Genomic DNA, 20,596 nt, shown 5'->3' on the forward strand with positions numbered 1-20,596 from the left:
AATTATCTCTCGCGCAAACTTTCATCCGTGTACTGTTGCAACGGACTCAAGAAATAATCGATCACTTTACGGCGATCCGTCTTGACCTCGACGGTGACGGACATGCCCGGGGACAACGCAACCTTCTGATCGCGCACCATGACAAAGTCTTTGAGCAAACGGACTCGGCTGCTGTAGATCGGCCCGCGTTTCTCGTCCTCAATGGCATCATTGGACACACTGACGATTTCGCCCTCCACCGTTCCGTATTTGGTGAACGTAAAGGTTTCCACTTTGACCGTGGCCTCTTGGCCCGCGCGAACGAAACCCACATCCTTGTTCTCCAGCATGGCCTCCACTTCCACCGGTTGGTCACTCGGCGCAATGACCATCAAGGGTTGTGCCGCAGTGACCACCCCACCGACGGTATGCACTGCCAGTTGCTGAACTGTCCCATCCACAGGCGCAGTCAAACTCATCAGGTGATCACGCTGTTCCGCCTTGTTCAGCTCTTGAACCAGCGAGGCGGCTTTCTGTTCGGATTGTTGCTGCAGGTCCAGCATCGTTCGGCGGGTTTGGGCGAGCAGAACTTGCCTTCTGCGCTCGGCCTCCTTCTTCGATGCGCTGACTTCAGCCAAGCGGGACTGCTGCACGGCCACATCCCGCTCCTGGTCCAGCAGCGCTTGTTGCTTTTCCAGGTAGGCATGGCGAGGGACGTATTGCTGCTCGAGTAGCTGCTGGTAGTCCTCAGCAAGTCGGCGAGCAATCGGAAGTGTTTTCTGCAAGGACGCCAGCGTCGCCTTGGTGGACTGAATCTCGGCAGTACGTTGTTCAACTTCGGCGTCGATTTGTTCCAGGGAACTGCGCAGTTCCTGATACTGACCTTGCAACCAGCGCTGCGCCGCCAGCTCCTGCTCGGGAGCGGCTTGCGGGATGTGCCCAGCCAAAGAACCGGGTTCTTTGCCCGTCCGAATGGATTCAATCAAGGCCGTTGCCCGCGCGCTGTCAACCTCAGCGGCCAGCAGATCGCTCTTCAAACGCTTGATGTCCGCACCGGTCATACTGGTGTCCAGCTCCACCAGGACATCGCCCGCCTTGACCAGTTGTCCATCATGGACCCGAATCGACTTGACCACCGCCACCTCACTGGGCTGGATGGTTTTACTCTTGCCACTGGCAACGATCTTGCCGGTGGCCGTCGCCACCACATCGATCTCCCCAAAGATGGACCAGAGCAACGCCAACACGGCGAACACCATGATGGTCCACTGGATATAGCGTGGCGCCGGGTGAACCGGCTGGTCCTGCAAGGCCAATGCAGCGGGCAAAAACTGCACCTCGTGGGAAAGGCGCGCGGGAGCATCCAACAACTTGCGCTGACCCCAGGCCTGTCTCCAGACGTGGCGATAACGCCGAAACAACTCTCGACCTGCCGAAGGTTGGCTCATGACAACTTATCCTTGTTGCAGACGGTGCAGACGCGAGTAGTGGCCAGCCTGGTGGGCCAGCAATTCGGCGTGGGTGCCCTGTTCGACGATCTGGCCGCGATCCATCACGATGATCCGGTTGGCATCGCGCACAGCGGACAGCCGGTGGGCGATGATGATCACCGTCCGGCCTTTGCAGATCGCCTGCATGTTGTGCTGAATAATCCGTTCCGACTCATAGTCCAGCGCACTGGTCGCTTCATCGAAAATCAGGATTCGAGGGTTGCCGATCAGGGCTCGGGCAATGGCGACACGCTGACGCTGGCCGCCGGACAACGAGGCTCCATGCTCCCCAACTACCGTGTCGTAGCCTTCGGGCAGTTCAAGAATGAACTCGTGGGCACCGGCCATCTTCGCCGCCTGCATGACCGCCTCCAAAGGGGCCCCAGGATCGGTCAGCGCGATGTTCTCGCGGATGCTGCGGTTGAACAGCATGTTGTCTTGCAGCACGACACCAATCTGGCGTCGTAACGAAGAAACATCGGCCAACGCCAGGTCCATGCCATCGACCAACACCCGCCCACGCTCGGGCACGTAGAGGCGCTGGAGCAGACGGGTCAACGTACTCTTGCCAGACCCCGAACGACCGACAACACCTATTACCTCACCCGCCTCGATCACCAGGCTGACGCCCCGCAGCACCTCGGAACCATCTGGACGGTAACGGAACTGAACCTGATCGAACTCCACACGCCCCTTGAGCGTTGGCAATGCACTGCGGGTCGCTTGAGACAGCTCGGTGCGGCTATTGAGGATGTCACCCAGCCGTTGCACCGAAACACCGGTTTGCTGGAAGTTGGTCCACAACTGGGCCAAGCGCATGATCGGTTGTGCAACACGCCCCGCGAGCATATTGAAGGCCACGAGTTGGCCTACGGACAGTTGCCCATCGATCACCAGCCGCGCGCCCAGCCAAAGGGTCGCCACCGTGACCAGTTTGCCGATCAGCGAGACGCTTTCGTTGGCAATGGTCGACAGGGTTTGGGTCTTGAATCCGGCCGCCACGTAGGCGGCCAACTGATTGTCCCACTTGCGGGTGATCTGCGGCTCAACAGCCATCGATTTCAGTGTGTCGATGCCATTGATCGTTTCGACCAGGAACGCCTGGTTCTCGGCCCCGCGCGCAAAACTCTCATTCAGCCGGACTCTGAGCAACGGCGTGATAAACACCGACACAATGACGTAGAGCGGAAGCGACACCAGTACGATCAAGGTCAACCAGCCGCTGTAAAAGAACATCACGGCGATAAAGACCACGGAGAACAACACGTCGAGCAACAGGGTGATCGCGTTGCCGGTCAGAAAGCTGCGAATGTTTTCCAGCTCACGAACCCGTGCTACCGAGTCTCCCACCCGGCGCGCCTGAAAATAGGCCAAAGGCAAAGTAACCAAATGACGGAACAGCCGTGAGCCCAACTCAACATCGATCCGGCTCGCGGTGTGGGCAAAAACGTAGCTGCGCAATCCACTCAACGTCGATTCAAACAGCATGATCCCCAAGAGACCGACAGCAACCACATCGAGTGTCGTGAGTCCGTGGTGAACCAGCACCTTGTCCATCACCACCTGGAAAAACAGAGGGGTAAGCAAGGAGAAAATCTGCAAGATAAACGAAACGAGCATCACCTCGCCCAGCAGCTTTCGGTATTTCACAATGGCCGGGACAAACCAGGTGAAATCGAATCGAGAGACTTCTCCAGCCTGGGAGGTTTGCGAGCGAATGAGGATCAACTCACCGCTCCAACGGGCCTTCAACTCGTCAGCGGTAAGAACCTGAGGGCGTTGCGCCCGCGGATCGTGAATCAGGATCTTGTCCTGATCGACCCGGGCAATGATGAAATAGCTACCATCGTCTGCGCAGGCAATCGCCGGCAACGGCGTTTGCGGGAGACGATCAAATTTGCTGCGAACTGACTTGGACTTCAGTTGAAGCTGACGGGAGGCCAGCAGTATCTCTGCCTTACCGAACTGCTGCCCTTGGGCAACATACTCGTGGGCCAATTGCTCTGCCGATGCGGCAACGCTGTGAAAACGTGCCAGCATCACCAGACAGGCCAAACCCGTATCAAGCGTATCCGAGGGCTGAGCAGCCCCCTCGCCCTTTCCTTGCATACAACCGCATCCTTGCTGAATCGCCTTGAAACTTGGCTTTTTTGCCCTGAATCCCTGGGGTGCGGATCATAGGCGGATTGGGCTCAACGGGAAAATAGCAATATGCCTTCATTTGTAACAATTTTATACATCACTGACACACACACAAATATTCGGCGGGGGCTTTTGCCTCAGAGGCCTTTGACAGCATGATCAGCTGGAGGTGGGCGTTGCGGATCCATACCCATGCTGGTCATTTCCGGAGGCAGAAAGTCACGACGTGGGTCGTAGTCCGGATTTAGGAACTGGGCAAGGCTTTGCAGATCCGACGGGCTGAGGGTGCCCGCCGACTGCTTCAACCGCAGGTTATTGAGGATGTAATCGTATCGGGCGTTGTTGTAGTCGCGCACCGAGGTGAAGAGTTGGCGTTGAGCGTTGAGGACATCCACGGTGTTACGAATACCAATATCCGCCCCGACCTTGGTCGCCTTCAACGAGCCTTGGGCCGAAAGAATGGTCTTTTTCCGGGCTCGGATCTGTTCGATGTCCGAGTTCACCGCACGGTAAAAATTACGGGTGTTGAGCACCACCTCCCGGCGCTGACCTTCTCTCTGCTCTTCGCTCTGGCCGAGCCTTTTGTAAGCCTCGCGTGCCTGGGAACTGACCCGACCACCGCTGTACAGTGGGATGCTTACTTCGACCGCAATCGAACTCTGGGCGACGTTGCCCCTGTAATCGCTTCGACCGATATCGCTGGGGTTGCTGTAGCCAAAACTGTCGTTATCCCCCTTGCGGTATGACGCCACGGCGTCCACGGTCGGCGCGTGTCCGGCTTGTCGCTGGCGCAACGTTTCTTCCGCGGCTTGAACCGCCAGGTTGCTCGCTTGAAGCTTGAGGTTTTGCCTCACCGCCGTATCGACCCAGAGCTTGGCATCCAGGGGAACAGGCGATAGCACCGGCAGTTGATGACGCACGCCCTCAATGCTCACGTATTCGTGATTGGTCAGGCGTACCAGTTGTTCAAATGCGTCATCGACCTTGCGCGCGGCCAGCTCGCGGTTGGCTTGAGCATTGTCATAAGCGGCCTCGGCATCGAGGACGTCGGTAATGCTCGACATCCCCCCTTTCAGGCGTCCACGGGACTGATCCATCTGCTGCTTGAGTGCCGCCTCCTCCGCCTCGGACGCCGCATGGGTATCGGTCGCTCGCAGCGTTTCGAAGTAGGTTTCCGCTGTTTTCAGGATCAGTTCCTGTTCGGTCGCCGAGAGTTCGGCGGCGGCCTGGGAGGTACTCGCCTGCGCTGCTTTCAAGCCGAACCAGGACTCCACATGAAACAGCGGCTGTTTCAGGTTGGCCTGGTAGGTGGTGCCGCTGCGCTCACGTGTCAGTTGTGGTGAATCACGCTCCAGGCGAGTCGACTCGATATTCGCGCCGGTGCTGATCGCCGGCAGCAGGTTGGCCCATGCCTGGGGAACGGCCTCTTGTTGCGCTTCAAATCCGGCACGCGCCGCGGCCAGTTCGCTGTTGTGCGTCACGGCCTCGCGATAGACCGACAGCAGGTCAGCTCGATTCGAAGTGGACGAAGGGGTTTCCGATGCCAGCAAGCTGGTAGGCAGCAGCCACGCCATTAAGGCGACACAATGCGTGCGGCTCATGAACAAGTCCTTTTGCGAAGCCCGGAGTAGAAAGATGTGGAGGGGCGGATCCAGCGGGCGGGGAAACTATGCCAGAGTCAGTCGCAGGTCAAGAATCATTGGATCAAACCATCAGCGGTGAGCCCTCATTTCCTAAATGCCCAACCGCTGCCTCACTTCAAGCTAGGGTCATGGGTTCACGGGGCTGATCGATGGCCTGGTGCGTCGGGATTTACGCCGCTTTCGCACCGCGGGTCAGGCGTAGGGAGCTCCCCTGCAGGAGTCCTTCAGCACCAGATACGGATTGTCATAGGGTTTCTCCGTGAAAATCAGACTGGGATCCTTGAGCAAATACCCCTTGATGCCTCGGGTTTTGCGCGGGCCTTTGACTTCACAGACCCAGATATTCAGACGCTCTTCACTCTTGTGGTGCAGGCCCAGTTTCTCGAAGCAGCGTTGAACCCAACGCCAATCGCTGGTGCCCTGCTCCTTGGCCATTCGCGCGGTTTCAGGATGCTCTTGGGCATAGCGCTGAAAGATCTTCGGTGTGACCAGAAAAGCCGTCTCGGCAACGCTGTGAACCGGCGCATGGGCGTCGTTGACGGTGATCGTGTGCTTCAGGATGCCTTGGCGTAGCCAGGTCATGAAGGCATTTCCCAGATCCGTCCCCTTCATATCCTGACTAGGCAAACGAACGGGCGTGTCGGACTCGCGCGAAACAGGGGGCTGACGAACAGGCTGCGGATAGGCCTCGACGGTGGAAGGCTCGCCGGATTCGTGGGGATGCGTGTCGATTGAGCGGTCCTCATCCAACAGTCGAAACCATTCGGGAGGGTCTTCAAGTACTTGCTCCGGCACCTGCATACCCACGACGTGGGTCGGTTCCTCGTCTAAGGTGAAACGGGCCTGAGCAGAGTCTTGCATCCAGTCCGGTTCGGCGTCCCAGGGCCAAGCCTGTTCGGGCGATGAGCGATCGACGGCAGGTGTATCACGGGGTTGCCCGGTTGTTTCGATCGTCGTTTCAACTGTGATCGTGCCGCTGAACACAGGTGGACGCTTACCCTCCTCCCAAAGTAATGCCGGGGAAACTTTGAGGAACGTGAGGGTCTTCTTCCATTTGCCACTTTGTACGGTGGCGGTCCAGATCGCTTTGCCCTCAACGTTGACCTGAATGATCGCGTTGTCCTGCAGGACATTGAACAGCGTGGCGTTCGAGGACGGAATCCCCTCCGCGCCTTGGGACAGCAAGTGGGCACGCAGCTTGTCCGCGACTGTTTTGCTGACCAGCCAGACGCTGTCATCGGTGAGCCAGCCGTCTGACGCACGCGGCTGGTTTAGCTTGAGCTGCTCGTTGACGAGGTAGCGCAAACCTTCAATCAGTTGGCGCTGCAAGGAACTCTTCGGTGCGGCCAGTGCCCGAGCGGGATTACCTCCCAACTCCTGCGCCACCGACGCTTGGTCCGCCTGACTCACCAATTCACCCAAGGTGCCGGCATGTTCGTATTGTCCGGCCAATGCATAGACCAGTGCACTCCAGGGCTCGGGGTAGGTGCTCAGCCAATCGAGAATCGACGGCGGCAGCACTTGCCTGAAGAGCAAACCCGTCGCGGCGCTGTGTAGCCTGTAGGGGTGCCCCTTCAGGTACCTGAAGCGATACGCACGGCTGATCGGGCCGTGCCAGGGGTGCCACACCGCGCCATTGTCCAGTTGCACCTCCACGTCGACTGCAATTTTTCCAATGTCATGCAAAAGGGCGGCGTATGCGAGGGTGGCGGTCCAGGCTTCAGTTTGTGCCGCCTGGGTTTCGGGGGAGGCTCCCATGGGCAGCAGGTGCGACTGCCGAATCTTCAGGGCGAAGGCCACAATCTCCAGGCCATGATCGAGCATACCGCCTGGATAGGCATGGTGATGGTTTTCAGAGGCCGGCAGTTGCTGAACCAGTTCGGCATAGCGCTCGATGGGGTGTAGATAGAGGTCAGCAAACTGCCGGTGCGACAGTGAAGTGTGCTTCCAGATGTGGTCCAGGAGCTTACGCCGACGCGGGGTCGATAGCAGCTCACTGGCCGTCTGAGGCGTGAGGTAGTCAGACGCCCCGGTCTTTCGGGTTGGCTCGTGATCAACTACCTTTTTCAATAGGAATCGCCAGAACATTCTGCCTGCCATCCGTGTGCTGTGAGGAAGCCTTTTTTCTGTTCAGTGCACGGATGACCTTTTGCAGGTAAGCCCTTTGCCCTTCGCTTTGCTTCCCTTAGCCCCTTCCGTTTGCCGTTCCTTTTATGACCTTTTTGGGACGCGGGTCACCAGGAGAAAACAGGATTGCGTCCCACTGCATTTATTGGTTGTGGGTGGGGCCGAGCCGTATTAGTCGGAAGACGTATGGGAAGTGGCACCACGCGAGATGCTTCGCCAGCCCACGGCGGTCAAGTTGAATTATCCGACACCCTCCGTCTGAAAGAGCGGACTAGACGGCCGGGGGCTCTTTTTTCATGATGAAGGGGTGTCCTGCTGACTTTGTCGGCAACATACCCAGGTAGCTCGGATCTAAAAGGCTACGACGCGATGATCGCGTAGATCACCACCAGGCCGCTCTCGCATTCATCATCGCGGTCAGTCGTCAGTGCCTTTGACGACCGAATGCCTACTGCACCACTACCCAATGGGGAATCACTTTCCCCTGGGGATGAGTGTTTCCCCATTTTCCTATTGAAATTGGAGACACTCATGACCACGCAAACTCAGCCCGCTGGCGAAGAAAAAAAGTACTTCAACCTGTACCTTCATGGCATCGGTTATCTCAACAATGTCAGGACGATCACCCGCAATGGGCAGTCGTATCTGAAACTCTCTGTTGCCGCAATCCAAGGCCCAGCAGACAGCGCCGATTACACGTACTTCGACTGCACGGTGATCGGTGCTGAAGCGAAACAGCTCATCAGCCATTGCGTACAAGAGATCAACTCAGGCCAAACCGTACTGGCATGCTTCACACTCAGCAACCTTTTGGTCAGCCCCTTCATCCATCAGAAAAGTGAGCTTCGAGGCCAGCCGGGGGCTGGACTGACAAGCAACTTGCTCTCTCTGTCCATGATCAAAATCAATGGTGAAGTGGTGTATGTCGCACCGCCCAAGGAAAGCACCTCAGACGTCATTCCATCGAATGCATCAGAGACATCCGATGCGTTGGATACCGTGGATACACCGCAGACATCCGCCGCGTTGGAGGCACTAGAAACGCCCGAGTCGACTGACGTCTCGGAGGCCACCGGCAACGTTGAGCCAACCGATATGACGGAAGATGCAGCGATCACGCACCACGCGGTCTGATCCGTCATCCACCCAGGCGCCCTAACCGGCGCCTTCTTTCACCTTCGGGGGCATACACGTCCCCCAGGGATGAGGTGCCTCCATGACGGGATACTGAGGTTAACGTCATGAGTTCTAACCAAGTCTTGAATGACAAAAAGGTTCAGGAGATTCAAAGTCCCGCCCAGGAAGATCTGTTGATCGAAAAGGCCATGCAGATTCTGGATCGGCGGCTATTCACTCGGGGTCCTAAACTAGAGAGTCCGCCAGAGGTCGGCCGCTTCCTCAAACTGAAACTGGCCGGAATGGAGCGCGAGGTCTTTTGCGTCATTTTCCTGGACATCAAGCACCAAGTCCTCGCGTTTGAAACCATGTTTCAAGGAGACCTTGGTCACACCAGTGTTTACCCCCGGCAGGTGCTCAAGCGTGCAATCGCTCACAACGCCTCAGCGGTCATCGTGGCTCACAATCATCCTTCGGGGTGCCTTACACCCAGCAGGGCCGATCGCGCACTGACCCAACGGCTACATGAGGCCCTGGCGCTTATTGATGTGGTGTTGTTGGACCACATCATTGTCGGTGCCGGTGATCCACTGTCCATGACCCAACATGGGTTGATGTAACCACTATCAAGACGCCCTCACTGGAGCGGTGAGCTGTCACTTTCCCTACTCAGCCCGACCTTGTCGGGCTTTTTTTCACCTTGTGAAATCCCACCCGATGCCACCTGGTTCTCGCGGCGAGGGGTCGATCTGAACCAGCCCAGCCCGGGAACAGACGAAGATGGTTGCTCCGCTCGTCATCACGATCTCTGTCTTGACATTGATAGATAAACTCAAATAGACCACAGCGCATACAACGTACCTCTGGCAGGGCGACGCTTATAGTTCCTCTCCTTTGATCGGCACAGTCTACGTGCTGACCCACAGCCACTGGTCCTGTACGAATAGCCCCCCTCCGTACAGGCGTACGGCCTCTTCACTCAGGGTGTCCTGGGCCGAGACAGCGCTACAGATGAGCAAAAGAAGGTCCATCGACCTCGAAACCAACTCGAGTGCTTTGGTGTTCAGTCATCGAGATTTTCAGCCAGAAGGGCGACCAGCTCCATGGGGCTGCGGCTGTTGATCACGTTGTAGATCAGGTCGCGTTTGGACCGTGGCAGCTTCTTCACGCAGCTCTTGGCCGATGCCCTCACCGCTTCATCCGTACCATGAATGCGTGCAGCCAAGAGCAGCACAAGAACGACATCAGAGAGATTCATAGCAGGGGTCCAAAACAGAGAGCTGGGAAGTGTAGCGGCTCTTGGGTGACCGTAAATCCCTACCCAGTACCGCATGGGTATCTCCACGCAGATGAAATCTGTGGAACCATCCGCGAAGCTTTCGGGGAGCCCTCCCCTGAGGGCCTCCTTATTGACACGCACTCAACAAACTGGCGCAACGTTTATCGATCAAAAATAATTCAGATTTCTCTAGCATTCTTGTAGCGATGAGCTAATACATATAGGTATCGATGTTACCGGTGGTTTGTGTTCTCTAATCAAGCAAGCGTCTAGCTGTGGTGAAGGCAGATTTCGCTATTACGTGCGTCATTTTTAGCTTGTGAGTCCCGCACGACGCTAGAGCCAGACTAGTGTGATCGATGAGTATTAGCATGTGACTACGCACCTGTTCTTACGGGTACGATTCGGCCCCTCACCCGAAAATCATCTTGCTTCAAATATTTCTTGCTTTTTAACGGCGTATCAAAAACTACAAAAGTCCTTCTTGAGGCGGTGACATATGCGTGTGTCTTATTGCTTTATTGTCAGCATTGCGGCTGGATTGGTGGCGTGCAAGAGTTCGATGCCAGAGCCGGGAGCGGTGGCGAAGAACTGGAGCGAAAATACCCAGCAACTTGGTATCCAGGCAATCTATCCTCCGCGGGGTAACGTATACATTGGCGATATTTATATGTCCAGGGCGATGATCGCAGGAGTTTCACCACCTCCTTCGTTTTATTCCGTACCGCCGCAGTGGTACGACCATATTGATCTGACTACCGAATTGGAAGCGATAGCGCCAACCTTAAATGTCACAAAGATGGATGCGTACAATGATGGGCAGGGTACTGCTGCGAAAAAAACGTGGCAACTACCGGAGCTTACCCGCGCAGGCAACGACAAACGGCTTAATAGTTTGGTGGCGTTCCCGGGTTTTACATTCGCTTCGGTATCTGAAAGCCAGATAGGTGTGAACGTCACCAATAGTGCTGTTAAGGCGTTTCTGAGTGGCGGGCGCAAGTCGTCCTACAGCGTTGCTTATTCGGTCCCTGCGGCGGAGGTCTACGGAGTTCCTTACATGGCCGCCAAGGCAAAATTTCTGGCGCGCAGCAGTACCTATGATCCTGCTGATATGCGGAGCTTCAGCTCGTCATGTGAGTATCAGCCGGTGATGGTGTTGATTACAGAAGTGTATTCAGCCCGCGCGATTGATGTGGCCGTATCGGCGCAGGATGGGTTCAGTGCGCAAACGTCGGCTGCTGTTACGCGCCTTGCCAACCTGAGCACCCAGAACACAGCGACCACCCAAGAAATCAACCAGGTTAACGCCGCGCCACAGGGACCTGAAATGTCGAATAAGGTGACAGCGCTTAAAGCCAATCAAGAGGCTATCCAAGCAGAAATGCGTGCTCTTACCGAATCCATTGTCCCTAACCTGCCTGGAGTAACAGGATCGGTGGTCAGATCCTCTAGTAATGGCATTACTTTGCAGCAGGTCTTTCAATTACCAGTGGTTGTTGGCTACAGGGGTGTGAATTTCAGCCTGCAGACCGGGTGCGGCGCAATTAAGACCGGAAGTGGAACTGTGGCTACAACAGGGGGGGCGGCCTCTTCTACCCCGACTCCAGACGGGCATGGCTTCAAGCTGGCCGATCCAAGGCTTCAGGTGCAGCCACTCAGCGCTCCGGTGCAGCTCCCGACGGCTCAATAAGTGGGTGATTCGGTGCGGCTACAGAATCTTTCAGCTGGCTGAAAGATGATGAATCCGACGGTCCAGGAAGCGATGCACTTCGTCCTACGCCAATATTAGGGTATCGGCAGAGAGGAAGCAGGTGCGGTGCTGTATACCTCACCCGCTGCCGCCCCGCATTTTATTTCACACTCACACTGCTGTGACCGCGAAGCCATCGGCTGGGTTACCAGTCCGATGGGCTATAGCGGTGATGACATCCGGGACCTGATATTGGAACGCGTGGAGAAGCGTTTTGGCGATCAACTGCCAAACACGCTCGTGCAGTGGCTGAGCGATAACGGCTCGACCTATATCGCCGAGCAGACCCGTCTGTTTACCCGCCAGATCGGCTTGCAGCCAGTGACCTGAATCCGCACCTGCAGCTTATGAGCACCATCGCGCGCACCATCGGATCCATTCCGTAGTGGCGTTCTAGATTTGTAGTTCTTTTCTTCGGGGTTTTCTGTCAGTAAAAACGTCTCATCAAAGGGAAAAAACAGACGCGCACTGTGAGACGCTCATTTCGGAGGGCACATGGATCAATACGAGCAACGGAAAGGAAAAGCCATGAGGTACACAATCAGGGTGGCAACACCGGCTGATGCTCCAGCCCTCCAGGCGATCTATGCGCCTATGGTGTTGGATACGGCCATCTCGTTCGAACTCATTCCACCAACGGTTGCTGAGATGGCCAATCGGATCGCGGCAACGCTGCCGACCTATCCCTACCTGGTTGCGGAACTGGACGACAAGGTAGTCGGGTATACCTACGCCAGTCAGCACCGAACCAGAGAAGCGTATCGCTGGTCGGTGGATGTCACGGTCTATATTGCCCCAACGGTGCATCGCCGGGGCATTGGGCGTGCGCTCTATCAGCGCCTCCTGCCGATCCTGGAGAAACAAGGCTTCCATGCCGCGTATGCAGGCATCGCCCTGCCTAATGCAGGGAGCGTTGGTATTCATGAAGCACTTGGTTTCTCCCACATCGGCACCTATCCCGAAGTAGGATTCAAACAGGGTCGATGGCATGACGTAGGCTACTGGCGCAAGCCGCTCTGTACGGCGACACCACCGGCCGAAATTCTCGCTTTCAGTGAAGCGAGAAGATATGTAGAGCCGTAGGGCTTTCGGACGTCAGCCTCCAGAGTTGATCCAGCCGAATGATGAAACTGCGGCTCATCATCCCAGGCCCATGCCCCACCCGGGGTGAGGGGGAACGATGGCGGCGCGTAGCGTTCCCCTGCCCCATCGGTTGTTGATCTGGTCCAGTACGGTCATACCTTTCGAGGTGTTGGCGGGTTGAGAGTCGGCGAACAGGTCATCGGTGTACTCGCCTCGCTGGCAGAGATTGAGGAGTAGAATCTCGGCTTTGCTGTATCTGAAGCCGGGCAGAAAGAGTTGGCCGAGGGCATCCACACCCTCTTCGTGAGCAGGCGCATGTCGTCCGAGGGATACGGCAGATCGATCCCCCAATAGCGTATTTGGCCTCCTTCGGATTGAAGCGGTCAACGCGTCACCGAAGACTGCAGTATCTGCCGCTGGAAGTTGTCTTATTTCGCGGTAATCACCGACAATTTGGTGATCCCCGCCCGTTCGATAGAGGCCATGGCCCGGGCCACTTCACCATAATTCACGCCATTGTCGGCCTGCAGTTGCACACGGACATCGGCGTCTTTGATCTTCGCGGCCTTGAGGCTGGTTTCCAGCAAATCAGGCTGGATCTGGTCTTTGTTGATGAACAGCTTGCCTTGGCCATCGATACTGACCACCAGCGGGTCTTTCTGTGCCGCGGGTACCACCGATTCGGTCTTTGGCAGGTTAATCGGGATCGCGTTGGTCAGCAGCGGCGCGGTGACAATGAACACCACCAGAAGCACCAGCATGACATCCACCAATGGCGTGACGTTGATCTCGCTGAGCACTTCATCACTGTCTTGTGTGGAAAAAGCCATCTCAGGATGCCTCCTTGACTTTCTGTCCAGCGACGGTCGCGCCGGACTTGCTCAGCACCGGGTGCAGCAGCACGCGGAACGCATTTTTCTGCGCCAGGCTATAGAAATCATGGGCGAAGTCGTCCAGATCAGCGGCCGTCAGCTTCAGGCGTCGCAGAAAATAGTTGTACACCAGCACCGCTGGCACCGCGACGGCGATCCCGACGCCGGTGGCGACCAGGGCGGCACCGATCGGCCCGGCCACGGTTTCCAGGCTCGCCGAGCCCGCCGCACTGATGCCTTTCAAGGCCGACATGATGCCCCAGACGGTACCGAACAAGCCGATAAAGGGCGAGGTGCTGCCGATGCTGGCGAGGATTGCCAGGCCGGTTTCCAGCGAGCGCCGCTCACGTACGATCTGCTGGCGCAGGGCGCGCTCGAGACGGTCCTGGTGGTTGATCGCCTGGCTCAAGTCGGTGGTTTGCGCGCCCTCCGGCACCTGGATCGCCGCATAACCGGCCTGTGCCACACGAGCGGCGGCGCCAGGTTGGCTATGGGCCAATTCGGCGGCGGAATCAAGACTGGAGGCTGCCCAGAAGCGCTGATGGAATTTGCGATCCTGGGCCTTGAGGCGGGTGAACTGTATACCCTTGAGCAAGGCCAGGCCCCAGGTGGCGACGGAAAAGAGGATCAACAGCCAGATGACGGCGTGTTCGATGGATTCGAAAGGTGAAGCAATCAGGTTCATGGTCAGGCTCTCCAACAAGGCATCAGATCGGTTGTAGCGATGCGCCTTTTGTCAGGTAGCCCGCGCTGTATCGGTTAAGTTGAGTTACTTGATTTTGAAGTCGATGGGTACGCTGACCCAGCCGTCCAGGGCGACATCACCCTGCTTGGCAGGTACGAAACTCCAGCGTTTGACCGCAGCCAGTGCGGCATCATCGAGTTGATCACGTCCGCTGCTTTTCTGGATCTGGATTTCGCCGGGCTTGCCGCTGGCCAGGACATGCACCCGTAACAATACCGTGCCTTCCCAGCCGCGACGCATCGCCAGCGAGGGGTATTCAGGTGCCGGGTTCTTCAAGTAACCGGCGCTGGCCGATGCAGGGGTCACCGGTTTTGGTGCTGGCGACGCAGGAGGTGCCGGGGCGGCGACCGGTTGCGGCGGAGCAGGAGAAGCAGGCGGCGGCTCCATCGGTTTGGCCGTCGGTTTGAGCACCGGCTTAACCACAGGTTTGGGTTTGGGCTTGGGAATCGGTTTCGGTGGCGGTGGTTTGACGGCCAATTCATCCTCGACCGGCGGGGGCGGTTCGACCACAGGCGGTGGAGTCGGCTCGGGCGGTGGAGGCTCCACTGCGGGCGGCGTCGGCTGCGAAAACTCAATGGTCATTGGCGGAATCTCCGGCGGCACCACAGGCAATGCCGGCGGCGGTGTCTGGTTGATCCAGACGATCACCGCGCCATGCAGCACCAATGCGAACGCCCCGAGCAAAATCACCTCACGGCGACTCAACACCCTCTTGGGCGTACGGTGCAGACGCGACAGCGCCAATGGTTCCCGAAAGGCCCGGCCTAGGTCGAGCAACTCGCCGTTGGGTATCAAGGGCCTGAACACCTCTTGGGCACTTGCGACGCTCTGGACATTGCCCATCGATTGACTCCTGTAGAGCTTCAGATTCATGTCGAGATTCAACCCGAATTACCGTGCAGACTGTGACTTCGTTGACCCCTGCGAAGACCCGGAGCGTAAACATCGGTATTTTGCCGGGCCCACTCGAACGCTTTGGCGAAGCGCTGCAACACATCATTGCCCCCAGCATCAGCCGTGGGCAAAACGCCGGACCGGTATGGTCGAGGTCTTGAGAGAGACGCCGCCCCCTGGTGCATCGACTTCCACTTCGACACCCAACAGGCTCAACAAAAGTGCGCGGATGGCCTGAAACCCCTCCTGGCCGGTATCCCGGGAACGCGGCAAATCGATACGCAACTGTTCGGCAATCTTGCCGTCGGCGAGCACAATCACCCGATCGGCCAGCAGGATGGCTTCATCGACGTCATGGGTCACCAGCAACACAGCCGGATTATGCTTGCGCCACAACTCGATGATCAGCCGATGCATACGGATGCGCGTCAACGCATCCAACGCGGCAAAAGGCTCGTCGAGCAGCAACAGTTTCGGCTCGCGCACCAGGCCGCGAGCCAACGCCACGCGTTGCGCCTCGCCGCCAGAAAGCGTCGCCGGATAAGCTTCAAGGCGATGGGCCAGACCGACTTCAGTAAGAGCTTGCACCGCTCTGGCTTTGGCATTCGGGATATGCAGACCAAGAATCACGTTCTTCCAGGCACGCTTCCAGGGCATCAACCGCGGTTCCTGAAATACCGCGGCCCGCGCCTTGGGCACCAGAAGCTGGCCGCTGTCGATGCTGTCCAGACCGGCCAGGCTGCGCAACAAGGTGGTCTTGCCCGAGCCGCTGGCCCCGAGCAACGCGACGAATTCGCCCGGTGCGATGTCCAGGTCCAGACCGTCGATGACCCGCTGCTGGCCAAACTGGCGCACTACATTGCGCAATTGCACAGGCGCGGTTCCAGACGTGGATTGCGCAGCTTGTAAAGGGTCGATGTTCAACATGTCAGTTCCTCACAAAAGATGGGCGCCAGGCCAGGGCGAAACGTTCCAGGGTGCGAATCAGGCCGTCGATCAGCAGGCCAAGGACGCTGTAGATCAACAGGCAAATCACAATCACGTCGGTGCGCATGAAGTCCCGCGCATCGCTGGCCAGGTAACCGATGCCGGCGGTGGTGTTGATTTGCTCGACAAACACCAGGGCCAGCCAGGAAATCCCCAGGGAATAGCGCAAGCCGACAAAGAACGAAGGCAACGAGCCCGGCAAGATCACATGCCAGATCAGCTCACGCCGATTGAGCCCCAAGGTGTTGGCGGCCTCGATCAACTTGGGGTCGATGTTACGGATACCGGCGAACAGGTTGAGGTATACCGGGAAGGTCGTGCCGGTGACGATCAGCGCAATCTTGGTGAACTCGCCGATGCCGAACCAGAGGATGAACAACGGCACCAGCGCCAGGGAGGGGATGGTGCGCAGCATCTGCATCGGCGAATCGAGGATCACTTCGCCGCGCTTGGACAGGCCGGTAATCAGCGCTGCCGCAACGCCAATACTGACGCCGATGCTCAGGCCCAGCAACGCCCGCTGCAGGGACACCAACAGGTGCTTGCCCAACTCGCCGGAAACGATCATTACCCACAAGGTATCGCCGATCTGTGACGGCGCGGCGATGATCCGTTGCGGGATCAGCCCTAACTCGGAGGCCAACTCCCACACCAGCAGCAACACGATCGGGCTGAGCAACCGCAGCAACACCTCAGGGGTACGCCAGTTGCGCAGCCAAAGGGGAATCAGTCGTGATACGCCTCCAGGCTTGCCCTGCAAGCAAGCCGCCTTGTCGACGGAAAACGAGCTGGCATTCAGGGGCTTTTCATTCATCAGGCTTCCTTCCTCGTAAAGAACACGGCCGGGAGCGCCGCTGCCTTTTCATGCTATTCGCATAAAAAACCCCAGTGAAATTCTTTTTAGGAATAATCTAATATGATTAAAAATCAGATAGAAAATATACCAGATAAATTATTTGCATAACAAAGCGTCACAGGCCGCAGCCCTGATCGCTCACGCCCGCCTCCCAGCCTAAAATGCTTATTACTGATAACACTCACAAACTAAAATTCTACAAATTAATAATTAACTTAGAACAAAACGGCATTTTACAGCCCCGCCCCTAGTCCCTACTTTCGAACCCTACAGCCCGGCACCAGCCTCTGCGACGTACACCTGGACAAAAGACACGCTACCCCGGCCGTCGGCATGGGCCTGTAGGGCAACCCGCCGTTCTACCCCGGAGGCGGCCTCTGGTGCAGCAAGTTGGCCTACGACTTCTGATCCATCCCCCAACCACAAGGAACTGACCATGAGCATTGAATTTATCGGTTACATTGGCGGTCACCACGCCTCGGAAATCCATCCCCGCAGTGGTCCAACCCTGCAACCCGACTATGTGGAAACCGTCGCTCGCGCCCACGAAGCAGCCGGCTTCGACCGTGCCCTGATCGCCTTCCACTCCAACAGCCCGGACAGCACGCTCATCGCCGCTCACGCCGCCAGCGTGACAAAAAAGCTGCAGTTCCTGATTGCCCATCGGCCAGGCTTTGTGCAACCGACCTTGGCCGCTCGACAGTTCGCCACGCTGGACGTGTTCAACGGCGGGCGCACGGCTGTCCACATCATCACCGGGGGCGATGATCGCGAACTGCGGGCCGACGGAAGCCATATCGGCAAGGACGAACGCTACGCCCGCACGGATGAATACCTGAGCGTGGTGCGCCAGGAGTGGACTAGTGAGAAGCCCTTTGACTATGACGGCACCTATTACCAGGTCGAGGGCGCGTACTCGACGGTAAGGTCGCCGCAACAGCCACATATCCCGGTGTATTTTGGCGGCTCTTCAGCGGCCGCCATTGCCGTGGCGGGCAAACATGCGGACGTGTATGCGCTGTGGGGTGAAACCTATGAGCAGGTACGGGAAGTGGTGACCCAGGTACGAGCTGAAGCAGCCAAACATGGTCGGACGATTCGCTTCAGTTTGTCGTTGCGGCCGATCCTGGCCGAGACCGAGGAACTGGCGTGGCAGCGCGCAGAGCACATTCTGCAACAGGCTACCGCCTTGGCCGAGCAAAACGGATTTGTGCGGCGCGAACCGCCGAACGAAGGGTCTCGTCGTCTACTGGCCGCCGCAGCCCAGGGGCAAGGTTGGACAAGCGCTTATGGACCGGGATTGCCGGGTTGCTGGGGGCGCAAGGTAATTCGACGTCGCTGGTGGGCACTGCCGAACAAGTGGCACAGGCCCTGCTCGACTATTACGACCTCGGTATCACCACCTTCCTGATTCGCGGCTTCGACCCCCTCAATGATGCCATCGACTATGGCAAGCGCCTGATCCCCCTGACCCGCCAGTTGGTGGCAGAACGCGAGCGGCAAGCATCTGAAAAGGTCGCCTAGGCCGTTTCTTGAAAGAGATGTTTTGGCCTGCTACACGAAACCACTGTCCCCCTCTTCCTGAGGGGGCAGTTAGGGTGAAGGGGAAAGATATCAACGCCTCCTGACTTATCAGGCCCGCCTTAATTCTTGTAGTCGGTGTCCGTACGCTCCAACTGTCGAATCAGCGCATTCCAATGCCGCGCCACCCCAGCCCCCTCTCCACTCTTGAACACCTCAGCCTGCTGCTCGACCTTGGCCACCACCTCGGCCGGAGGAAAGATCAATTCGGCATTCCCCGCCGTCTGCGCCGCAATCTGAATATTGCACGCGCGCTCCAACCCCTGTAACTGCTGGAACGCATGCTCAACACTGATCCCGGCCGTCAACAACCCGTGGTTGCGCAGGATCATCACGCTCTTGTCCCCCAGATCCGCCACCAGCCGTTCACGCTCATCCAGATCCAGGGCCACCCCCTCATACCCGTGGTAGGCCACCCGCCCGGAAAAACCAAGGGAATGCTGGGAAATCGGCAACAACCCATCCTTCTGCGCCGACACCGCAATGCCATCGCGGGTATGGGTGTGCAATACCGCTTGCAGGTCGGGACGAGCACCGTGGATGGCGCTGTGGATCACATAACCGGCGTAGTTGATGCCCAGCCCGGTAGGGTCGTCGACAAGGGTGCCGTCGATGTCCACCTTGACCAGGTTGGAGGCGCTGATTTCATCAAACAACAACCCGAAGGCATTGATCAGGAAATGCTCCTCGGGCCCCGGTACGCGGGCGGAGAAATGGGTGTAGATGTGATCGGTCCACTGATACAAAGCCGCCAGCCGATAGGCCGCAGCCAGCTTGACGCGGACCTCCCACTCTTCTGGAGTGACCCGCAATCGGACATTGTTCGAGACGCTGGTTAACGGACTGACGTTACTCATGGCAAAACTTCCTGGATGGCCTTAAGGACTTCCAGGCAAGCCTATGGGATGGAAAAAAATAATAAAAATCACATTTTAATCTAAGCTAATTATTATTTTTTTTCATATTAAACACCGTAATCAGGCCGCGCTTCTAATTTTGTGCAACGACGCTGCCACCAGCTTGCCAAAGACATCCACCGGTCCTTGCAGATTGCCAAGAAAGTGCGGGTAGATCAGCCACAGGTCCATCACCGGCTTGAAATCCTTGAGAGGCATGACCGCCAGTTGCTCGCGATGAAGGCTGCGTTCCAGCAACGGGCGCGGCACCAGGCCCAGGCCCAGGCCATCAGCCACCAACCCCAACTGCAACTCGGTCCCAAAGGTTTCCAGGTTGACCCGCAAGGCAAGCCCCTGATCCGACAGGGTACGTTGCAGCCCGGCACGGAAGCCGCAGCCATCGGGGTTGAGGACCCAGCCGTTCTGGTAGACATCCGCCAGCTTGCAGGAGCGCTTGGGCAACTGGGCCTTGGCGCACACCACCACCAGTTCCATCTTGCCGATGGATTCGCCGACGATGTTGTCCGGGAAGATCTTGCCCGCCGGAAACAACGCCGCCGCCGCATCCAGCTCACCGCGCTCGATCTTGCCGACCAACTGGCTGCCCCAGCCGGTGGCCACCTGCGCGCGCAGGTCGGGGTATTCGGTGCGCAAATGCTTGAGGGCGTCCAGCAACACCACATCGCCGATGGTTTGCGGCACGCCCAGGCGCAACAGCCCGGTGGGTGGTGCGTCGGTGGCCACCAACTCGCGTAATGCATCCATCTCCCGCAGGATCAGACGGCACTGTTCATAAACCCGGGTTCCGATCAATGTAGGCTTGAGCGGCTTGGTGTTACGGTCAAACAACTCCACCCCCAGCGCCTGCTCAAAGTTCTGCACGCGGCGGGTGATCGCCGGCTGGGTCAGTTGCAACGACTCGGCGGCATGGCTGATGGACTGGCAACGAATCACTTCGACAAAGGCATCGATATCGTCAATTTTCATTTGGGCCGCACATAGAGAAGCGTCATTAAAATGTATGAAAAGCATAGTTCCATTCGCGGTGCCTGGATAGCCCACCCGCCTACAGATAACGTCTAACGCTATTCAGCCCAGTTCTAAATTACTTTCAGCTATAACCTAATCATTAAAAAATAGCATATTAACAACAAAC

Annotated in this window: 17 protein-coding genes and 2 pseudogenes; 6 read left to right on the forward strand and 13 right to left on the reverse strand. The window is 57.5% G+C overall.

Features of this window, described 5'->3' with window-relative positions; translation table 11 throughout:
* Positions 1-2 precede the first annotated feature (2 nt).
* The 4 genes from PFEN_RS17580 to mobH all read right to left on the reverse strand — a co-directional run bounded on the left by PFEN_RS17580 (position 3) and on the right by mobH (position 7,342).
* Positions 3-1,427 (reverse strand): HlyD family type I secretion periplasmic adaptor subunit, encoded by a 1,425-nt coding sequence (locus PFEN_RS17580; protein WP_191488080.1) that lies wholly within the window; start codon positions 1,425-1,427, stop codon positions 3-5.
* 6 nt (positions 1,428-1,433) lie between these two features.
* Complete coding sequence (locus PFEN_RS17585) at positions 1,434-3,578, reverse strand: type I secretion system permease/ATPase (protein WP_191488081.1); 2,145 nt, start codon at positions 3,576-3,578, stop codon at positions 1,434-1,436.
* Positions 3,579-3,748: 170 nt separating this feature from the next.
* Complete coding sequence (locus PFEN_RS17590; RefSeq protein WP_191488214.1) at positions 3,749-5,185, reverse strand: TolC family outer membrane protein; 1,437 nt, start codon at positions 5,183-5,185, stop codon at positions 3,749-3,751.
* A 261-nt stretch (positions 5,186-5,446) separates the two neighbouring features.
* Positions 5,447-7,342 carry a MobH family relaxase gene (mobH, locus tag PFEN_RS17595; RefSeq protein ID WP_191488082.1) on the reverse strand — a complete coding sequence of 632 codons (1,896 nt, stop codon included), beginning with the start codon at positions 7,340-7,342 and terminating at the stop codon, positions 5,447-5,449.
* Positions 7,343-7,912: 570 nt separating this feature from the next.
* Here mobH and PFEN_RS17600 point away from each other — a divergent pair.
* Positions 7,913-8,515: a DUF3577 domain-containing protein gene (locus tag PFEN_RS17600; RefSeq protein ID WP_191488083.1), complete on the forward strand. Its 603-nt coding sequence runs from the start codon at positions 7,913-7,915 to the stop codon at positions 8,513-8,515.
* A 107-nt stretch (positions 8,516-8,622) separates the two neighbouring features.
* A complete protein-coding gene (radC, locus tag PFEN_RS17605; protein WP_191488084.1) occupies positions 8,623-9,117 on the forward strand; it encodes a RadC family protein in 495 nt (164 codons plus the stop codon).
* A gap of 443 nt (positions 9,118-9,560) precedes the next feature.
* On the opposite strand, the gene PFEN_RS17610 is transcribed toward radC, so the two are convergent.
* Complete coding sequence (locus PFEN_RS17610) at positions 9,561-9,755, reverse strand: hypothetical protein (protein WP_103498434.1); 195 nt, start codon at positions 9,753-9,755, stop codon at positions 9,561-9,563.
* A gap of 520 nt (positions 9,756-10,275) precedes the next feature.
* Here PFEN_RS17610 and PFEN_RS17615 point away from each other — a divergent pair.
* The 3 genes from PFEN_RS17615 to PFEN_RS17625 all read left to right on the forward strand — a co-directional run bounded on the left by PFEN_RS17615 (position 10,276) and on the right by PFEN_RS17625 (position 12,609).
* Positions 10,276-11,466 carry a hypothetical protein gene (locus PFEN_RS17615; RefSeq protein ID WP_191488085.1) on the forward strand — a complete coding sequence of 397 codons (1,191 nt, stop codon included), beginning with the start codon at positions 10,276-10,278 and terminating at the stop codon, positions 11,464-11,466.
* Between the two features lie 252 nt (positions 11,467-11,718).
* Complete coding sequence (locus PFEN_RS17620) at positions 11,719-11,856, forward strand: hypothetical protein (protein WP_191488086.1); 138 nt, start codon at positions 11,719-11,721, stop codon at positions 11,854-11,856.
* A gap of 198 nt (positions 11,857-12,054) precedes the next feature.
* Positions 12,055-12,609: an arsinothricin resistance N-acetyltransferase ArsN1 family B gene (locus PFEN_RS17625; RefSeq protein ID WP_191488215.1), complete on the forward strand. Its 555-nt coding sequence runs from the start codon at positions 12,055-12,057 to the stop codon at positions 12,607-12,609.
* Here PFEN_RS17625 and PFEN_RS30665 read toward each other — a convergent pair.
* The 6 genes and pseudogenes from PFEN_RS30665 to PFEN_RS17650 form a co-directional block, all read right to left on the reverse strand.
* A pseudogene (locus tag PFEN_RS30665) lies at positions 12,578-13,000 on the reverse strand (DUF4113 domain-containing protein); the annotation flags it as partial. The gene PFEN_RS17625 and the pseudogene PFEN_RS30665 overlap by 32 nt on opposite strands.
* A 37-nt stretch (positions 13,001-13,037) precedes the next feature.
* Positions 13,038-13,439, reverse strand: coding sequence for an ExbD/TolR family protein (locus PFEN_RS17630; RefSeq protein ID WP_191488087.1), 402 nt, complete (start codon positions 13,437-13,439; stop codon positions 13,038-13,040).
* 1 nt (position 13,440) lies between these two features.
* Positions 13,441-14,166, reverse strand: a complete 726-nt coding sequence (locus PFEN_RS17635) for a MotA/TolQ/ExbB proton channel family protein (protein ID WP_191488088.1) — start codon at positions 14,164-14,166, stop codon at positions 13,441-13,443.
* 84 nt (positions 14,167-14,250) lie between these two features.
* On the reverse strand, positions 14,251-15,069 hold the full coding sequence (locus tag PFEN_RS17640; RefSeq protein WP_191488089.1) for an energy transducer TonB: 819 nt from the start codon (positions 15,067-15,069) through the stop codon (positions 14,251-14,253).
* A 168-nt stretch (positions 15,070-15,237) separates the two neighbouring features.
* Positions 15,238-16,047, reverse strand: coding sequence for an ABC transporter ATP-binding protein (locus tag PFEN_RS17645; RefSeq protein ID WP_191488090.1), 810 nt, complete (start codon positions 16,045-16,047; stop codon positions 15,238-15,240).
* A 1-nt stretch (position 16,048) separates the two neighbouring features.
* Positions 16,049-16,921 carry an ABC transporter permease gene (locus PFEN_RS17650; RefSeq protein WP_191488091.1) on the reverse strand — a complete coding sequence of 291 codons (873 nt, stop codon included), beginning with the start codon at positions 16,919-16,921 and terminating at the stop codon, positions 16,049-16,051.
* Between the two features lie 478 nt (positions 16,922-17,399).
* On the opposite strand from PFEN_RS17650, the pseudogene PFEN_RS17655 reads away from it, so the two are divergent.
* Positions 17,400-18,487: pseudogene (locus tag PFEN_RS17655) on the forward strand (LLM class flavin-dependent oxidoreductase).
* A 119-nt stretch (positions 18,488-18,606) separates the two neighbouring features.
* Here the strand turns inward: PFEN_RS17655 and PFEN_RS17660 are convergent.
* Positions 18,607-19,401 carry a class II aldolase/adducin family protein gene (locus PFEN_RS17660; protein WP_191488092.1) on the reverse strand — a complete coding sequence of 265 codons (795 nt, stop codon included), beginning with the start codon at positions 19,399-19,401 and terminating at the stop codon, positions 18,607-18,609.
* Positions 19,402-19,521: 120 nt separating this feature from the next.
* Positions 19,522-20,427, reverse strand: a complete 906-nt coding sequence (locus tag PFEN_RS17665) for a LysR family transcriptional regulator (RefSeq protein ID WP_191488093.1) — start codon at positions 20,425-20,427, stop codon at positions 19,522-19,524.
* Between the last annotated feature and the right edge of the window lie 169 nt (positions 20,428-20,596).

The organism is Pseudomonas sp. FEN (assembly GCF_904067045.1).
In the GTDB taxonomy this organism is placed as follows: Bacteria; Pseudomonadota; Gammaproteobacteria; order Pseudomonadales; family Pseudomonadaceae; genus Aquipseudomonas.

Bases quoted from the DNA above. Each gene is read 5' to 3' on its own strand.
- PFEN_RS17580 (WP_191488080.1), bottom strand. From the start codon at position 1,427: ATGAGCCAACCTTCGGCAGGTCGAGAGTTGTTTCGGCGTTATCGCCAC.
- PFEN_RS17585 (WP_191488081.1), bottom strand. From the start codon at position 3,578: ATGCAAGGAAAGGGCGAGGGGGCTGCTCAGCCCTCGGATACGCTTGAT.
- PFEN_RS17590 (WP_191488214.1), bottom strand. From the start codon at position 5,185: ATGGCGTGGCTGCTGCCTACCAGCTTGCTGGCATCGGAAACCCCTTCG.
- mobH (WP_191488082.1), bottom strand. From the start codon at position 7,342: ATGTTCTGGCGATTCCTATTGAAAAAGGTAGTTGATCACGAGCCAACC.
- PFEN_RS17600 (WP_191488083.1), top strand. From the start codon at position 7,913: ATGACCACGCAAACTCAGCCCGCTGGCGAAGAAAAAAAGTACTTCAAC.
- radC (WP_191488084.1), top strand. From the start codon at position 8,623: ATGAGTTCTAACCAAGTCTTGAATGACAAAAAGGTTCAGGAGATTCAA.
- PFEN_RS17610 (WP_103498434.1), bottom strand. From the start codon at position 9,755: ATGAATCTCTCTGATGTCGTTCTTGTGCTGCTCTTGGCTGCACGCATT.
- PFEN_RS17615 (WP_191488085.1), top strand. From the start codon at position 10,276: ATGCGTGTGTCTTATTGCTTTATTGTCAGCATTGCGGCTGGATTGGTG.
- PFEN_RS17625 (WP_191488215.1), top strand. From the start codon at position 12,055: ATGAGGTACACAATCAGGGTGGCAACACCGGCTGATGCTCCAGCCCTC.
- PFEN_RS17630 (WP_191488087.1), bottom strand. From the start codon at position 13,439: ATGGCTTTTTCCACACAAGACAGTGATGAAGTGCTCAGCGAGATCAAC.
- PFEN_RS17635 (WP_191488088.1), bottom strand. From the start codon at position 14,166: ATGAACCTGATTGCTTCACCTTTCGAATCCATCGAACACGCCGTCATC.
- PFEN_RS17640 (WP_191488089.1), bottom strand. From the start codon at position 15,069: ATGGGCAATGTCCAGAGCGTCGCAAGTGCCCAAGAGGTGTTCAGGCCC.
- PFEN_RS17645 (WP_191488090.1), bottom strand. From the start codon at position 16,047: ATGTTGAACATCGACCCTTTACAAGCTGCGCAATCCACGTCTGGAACC.
- PFEN_RS17650 (WP_191488091.1), bottom strand. From the start codon at position 16,921: ATGAATGAAAAGCCCCTGAATGCCAGCTCGTTTTCCGTCGACAAGGCG.
- PFEN_RS17660 (WP_191488092.1), bottom strand. From the start codon at position 19,401: ATGAGTAACGTCAGTCCGTTAACCAGCGTCTCGAACAATGTCCGATTG.
- PFEN_RS17665 (WP_191488093.1), bottom strand. From the start codon at position 20,427: ATGAAAATTGACGATATCGATGCCTTTGTCGAAGTGATTCGTTGCCAG.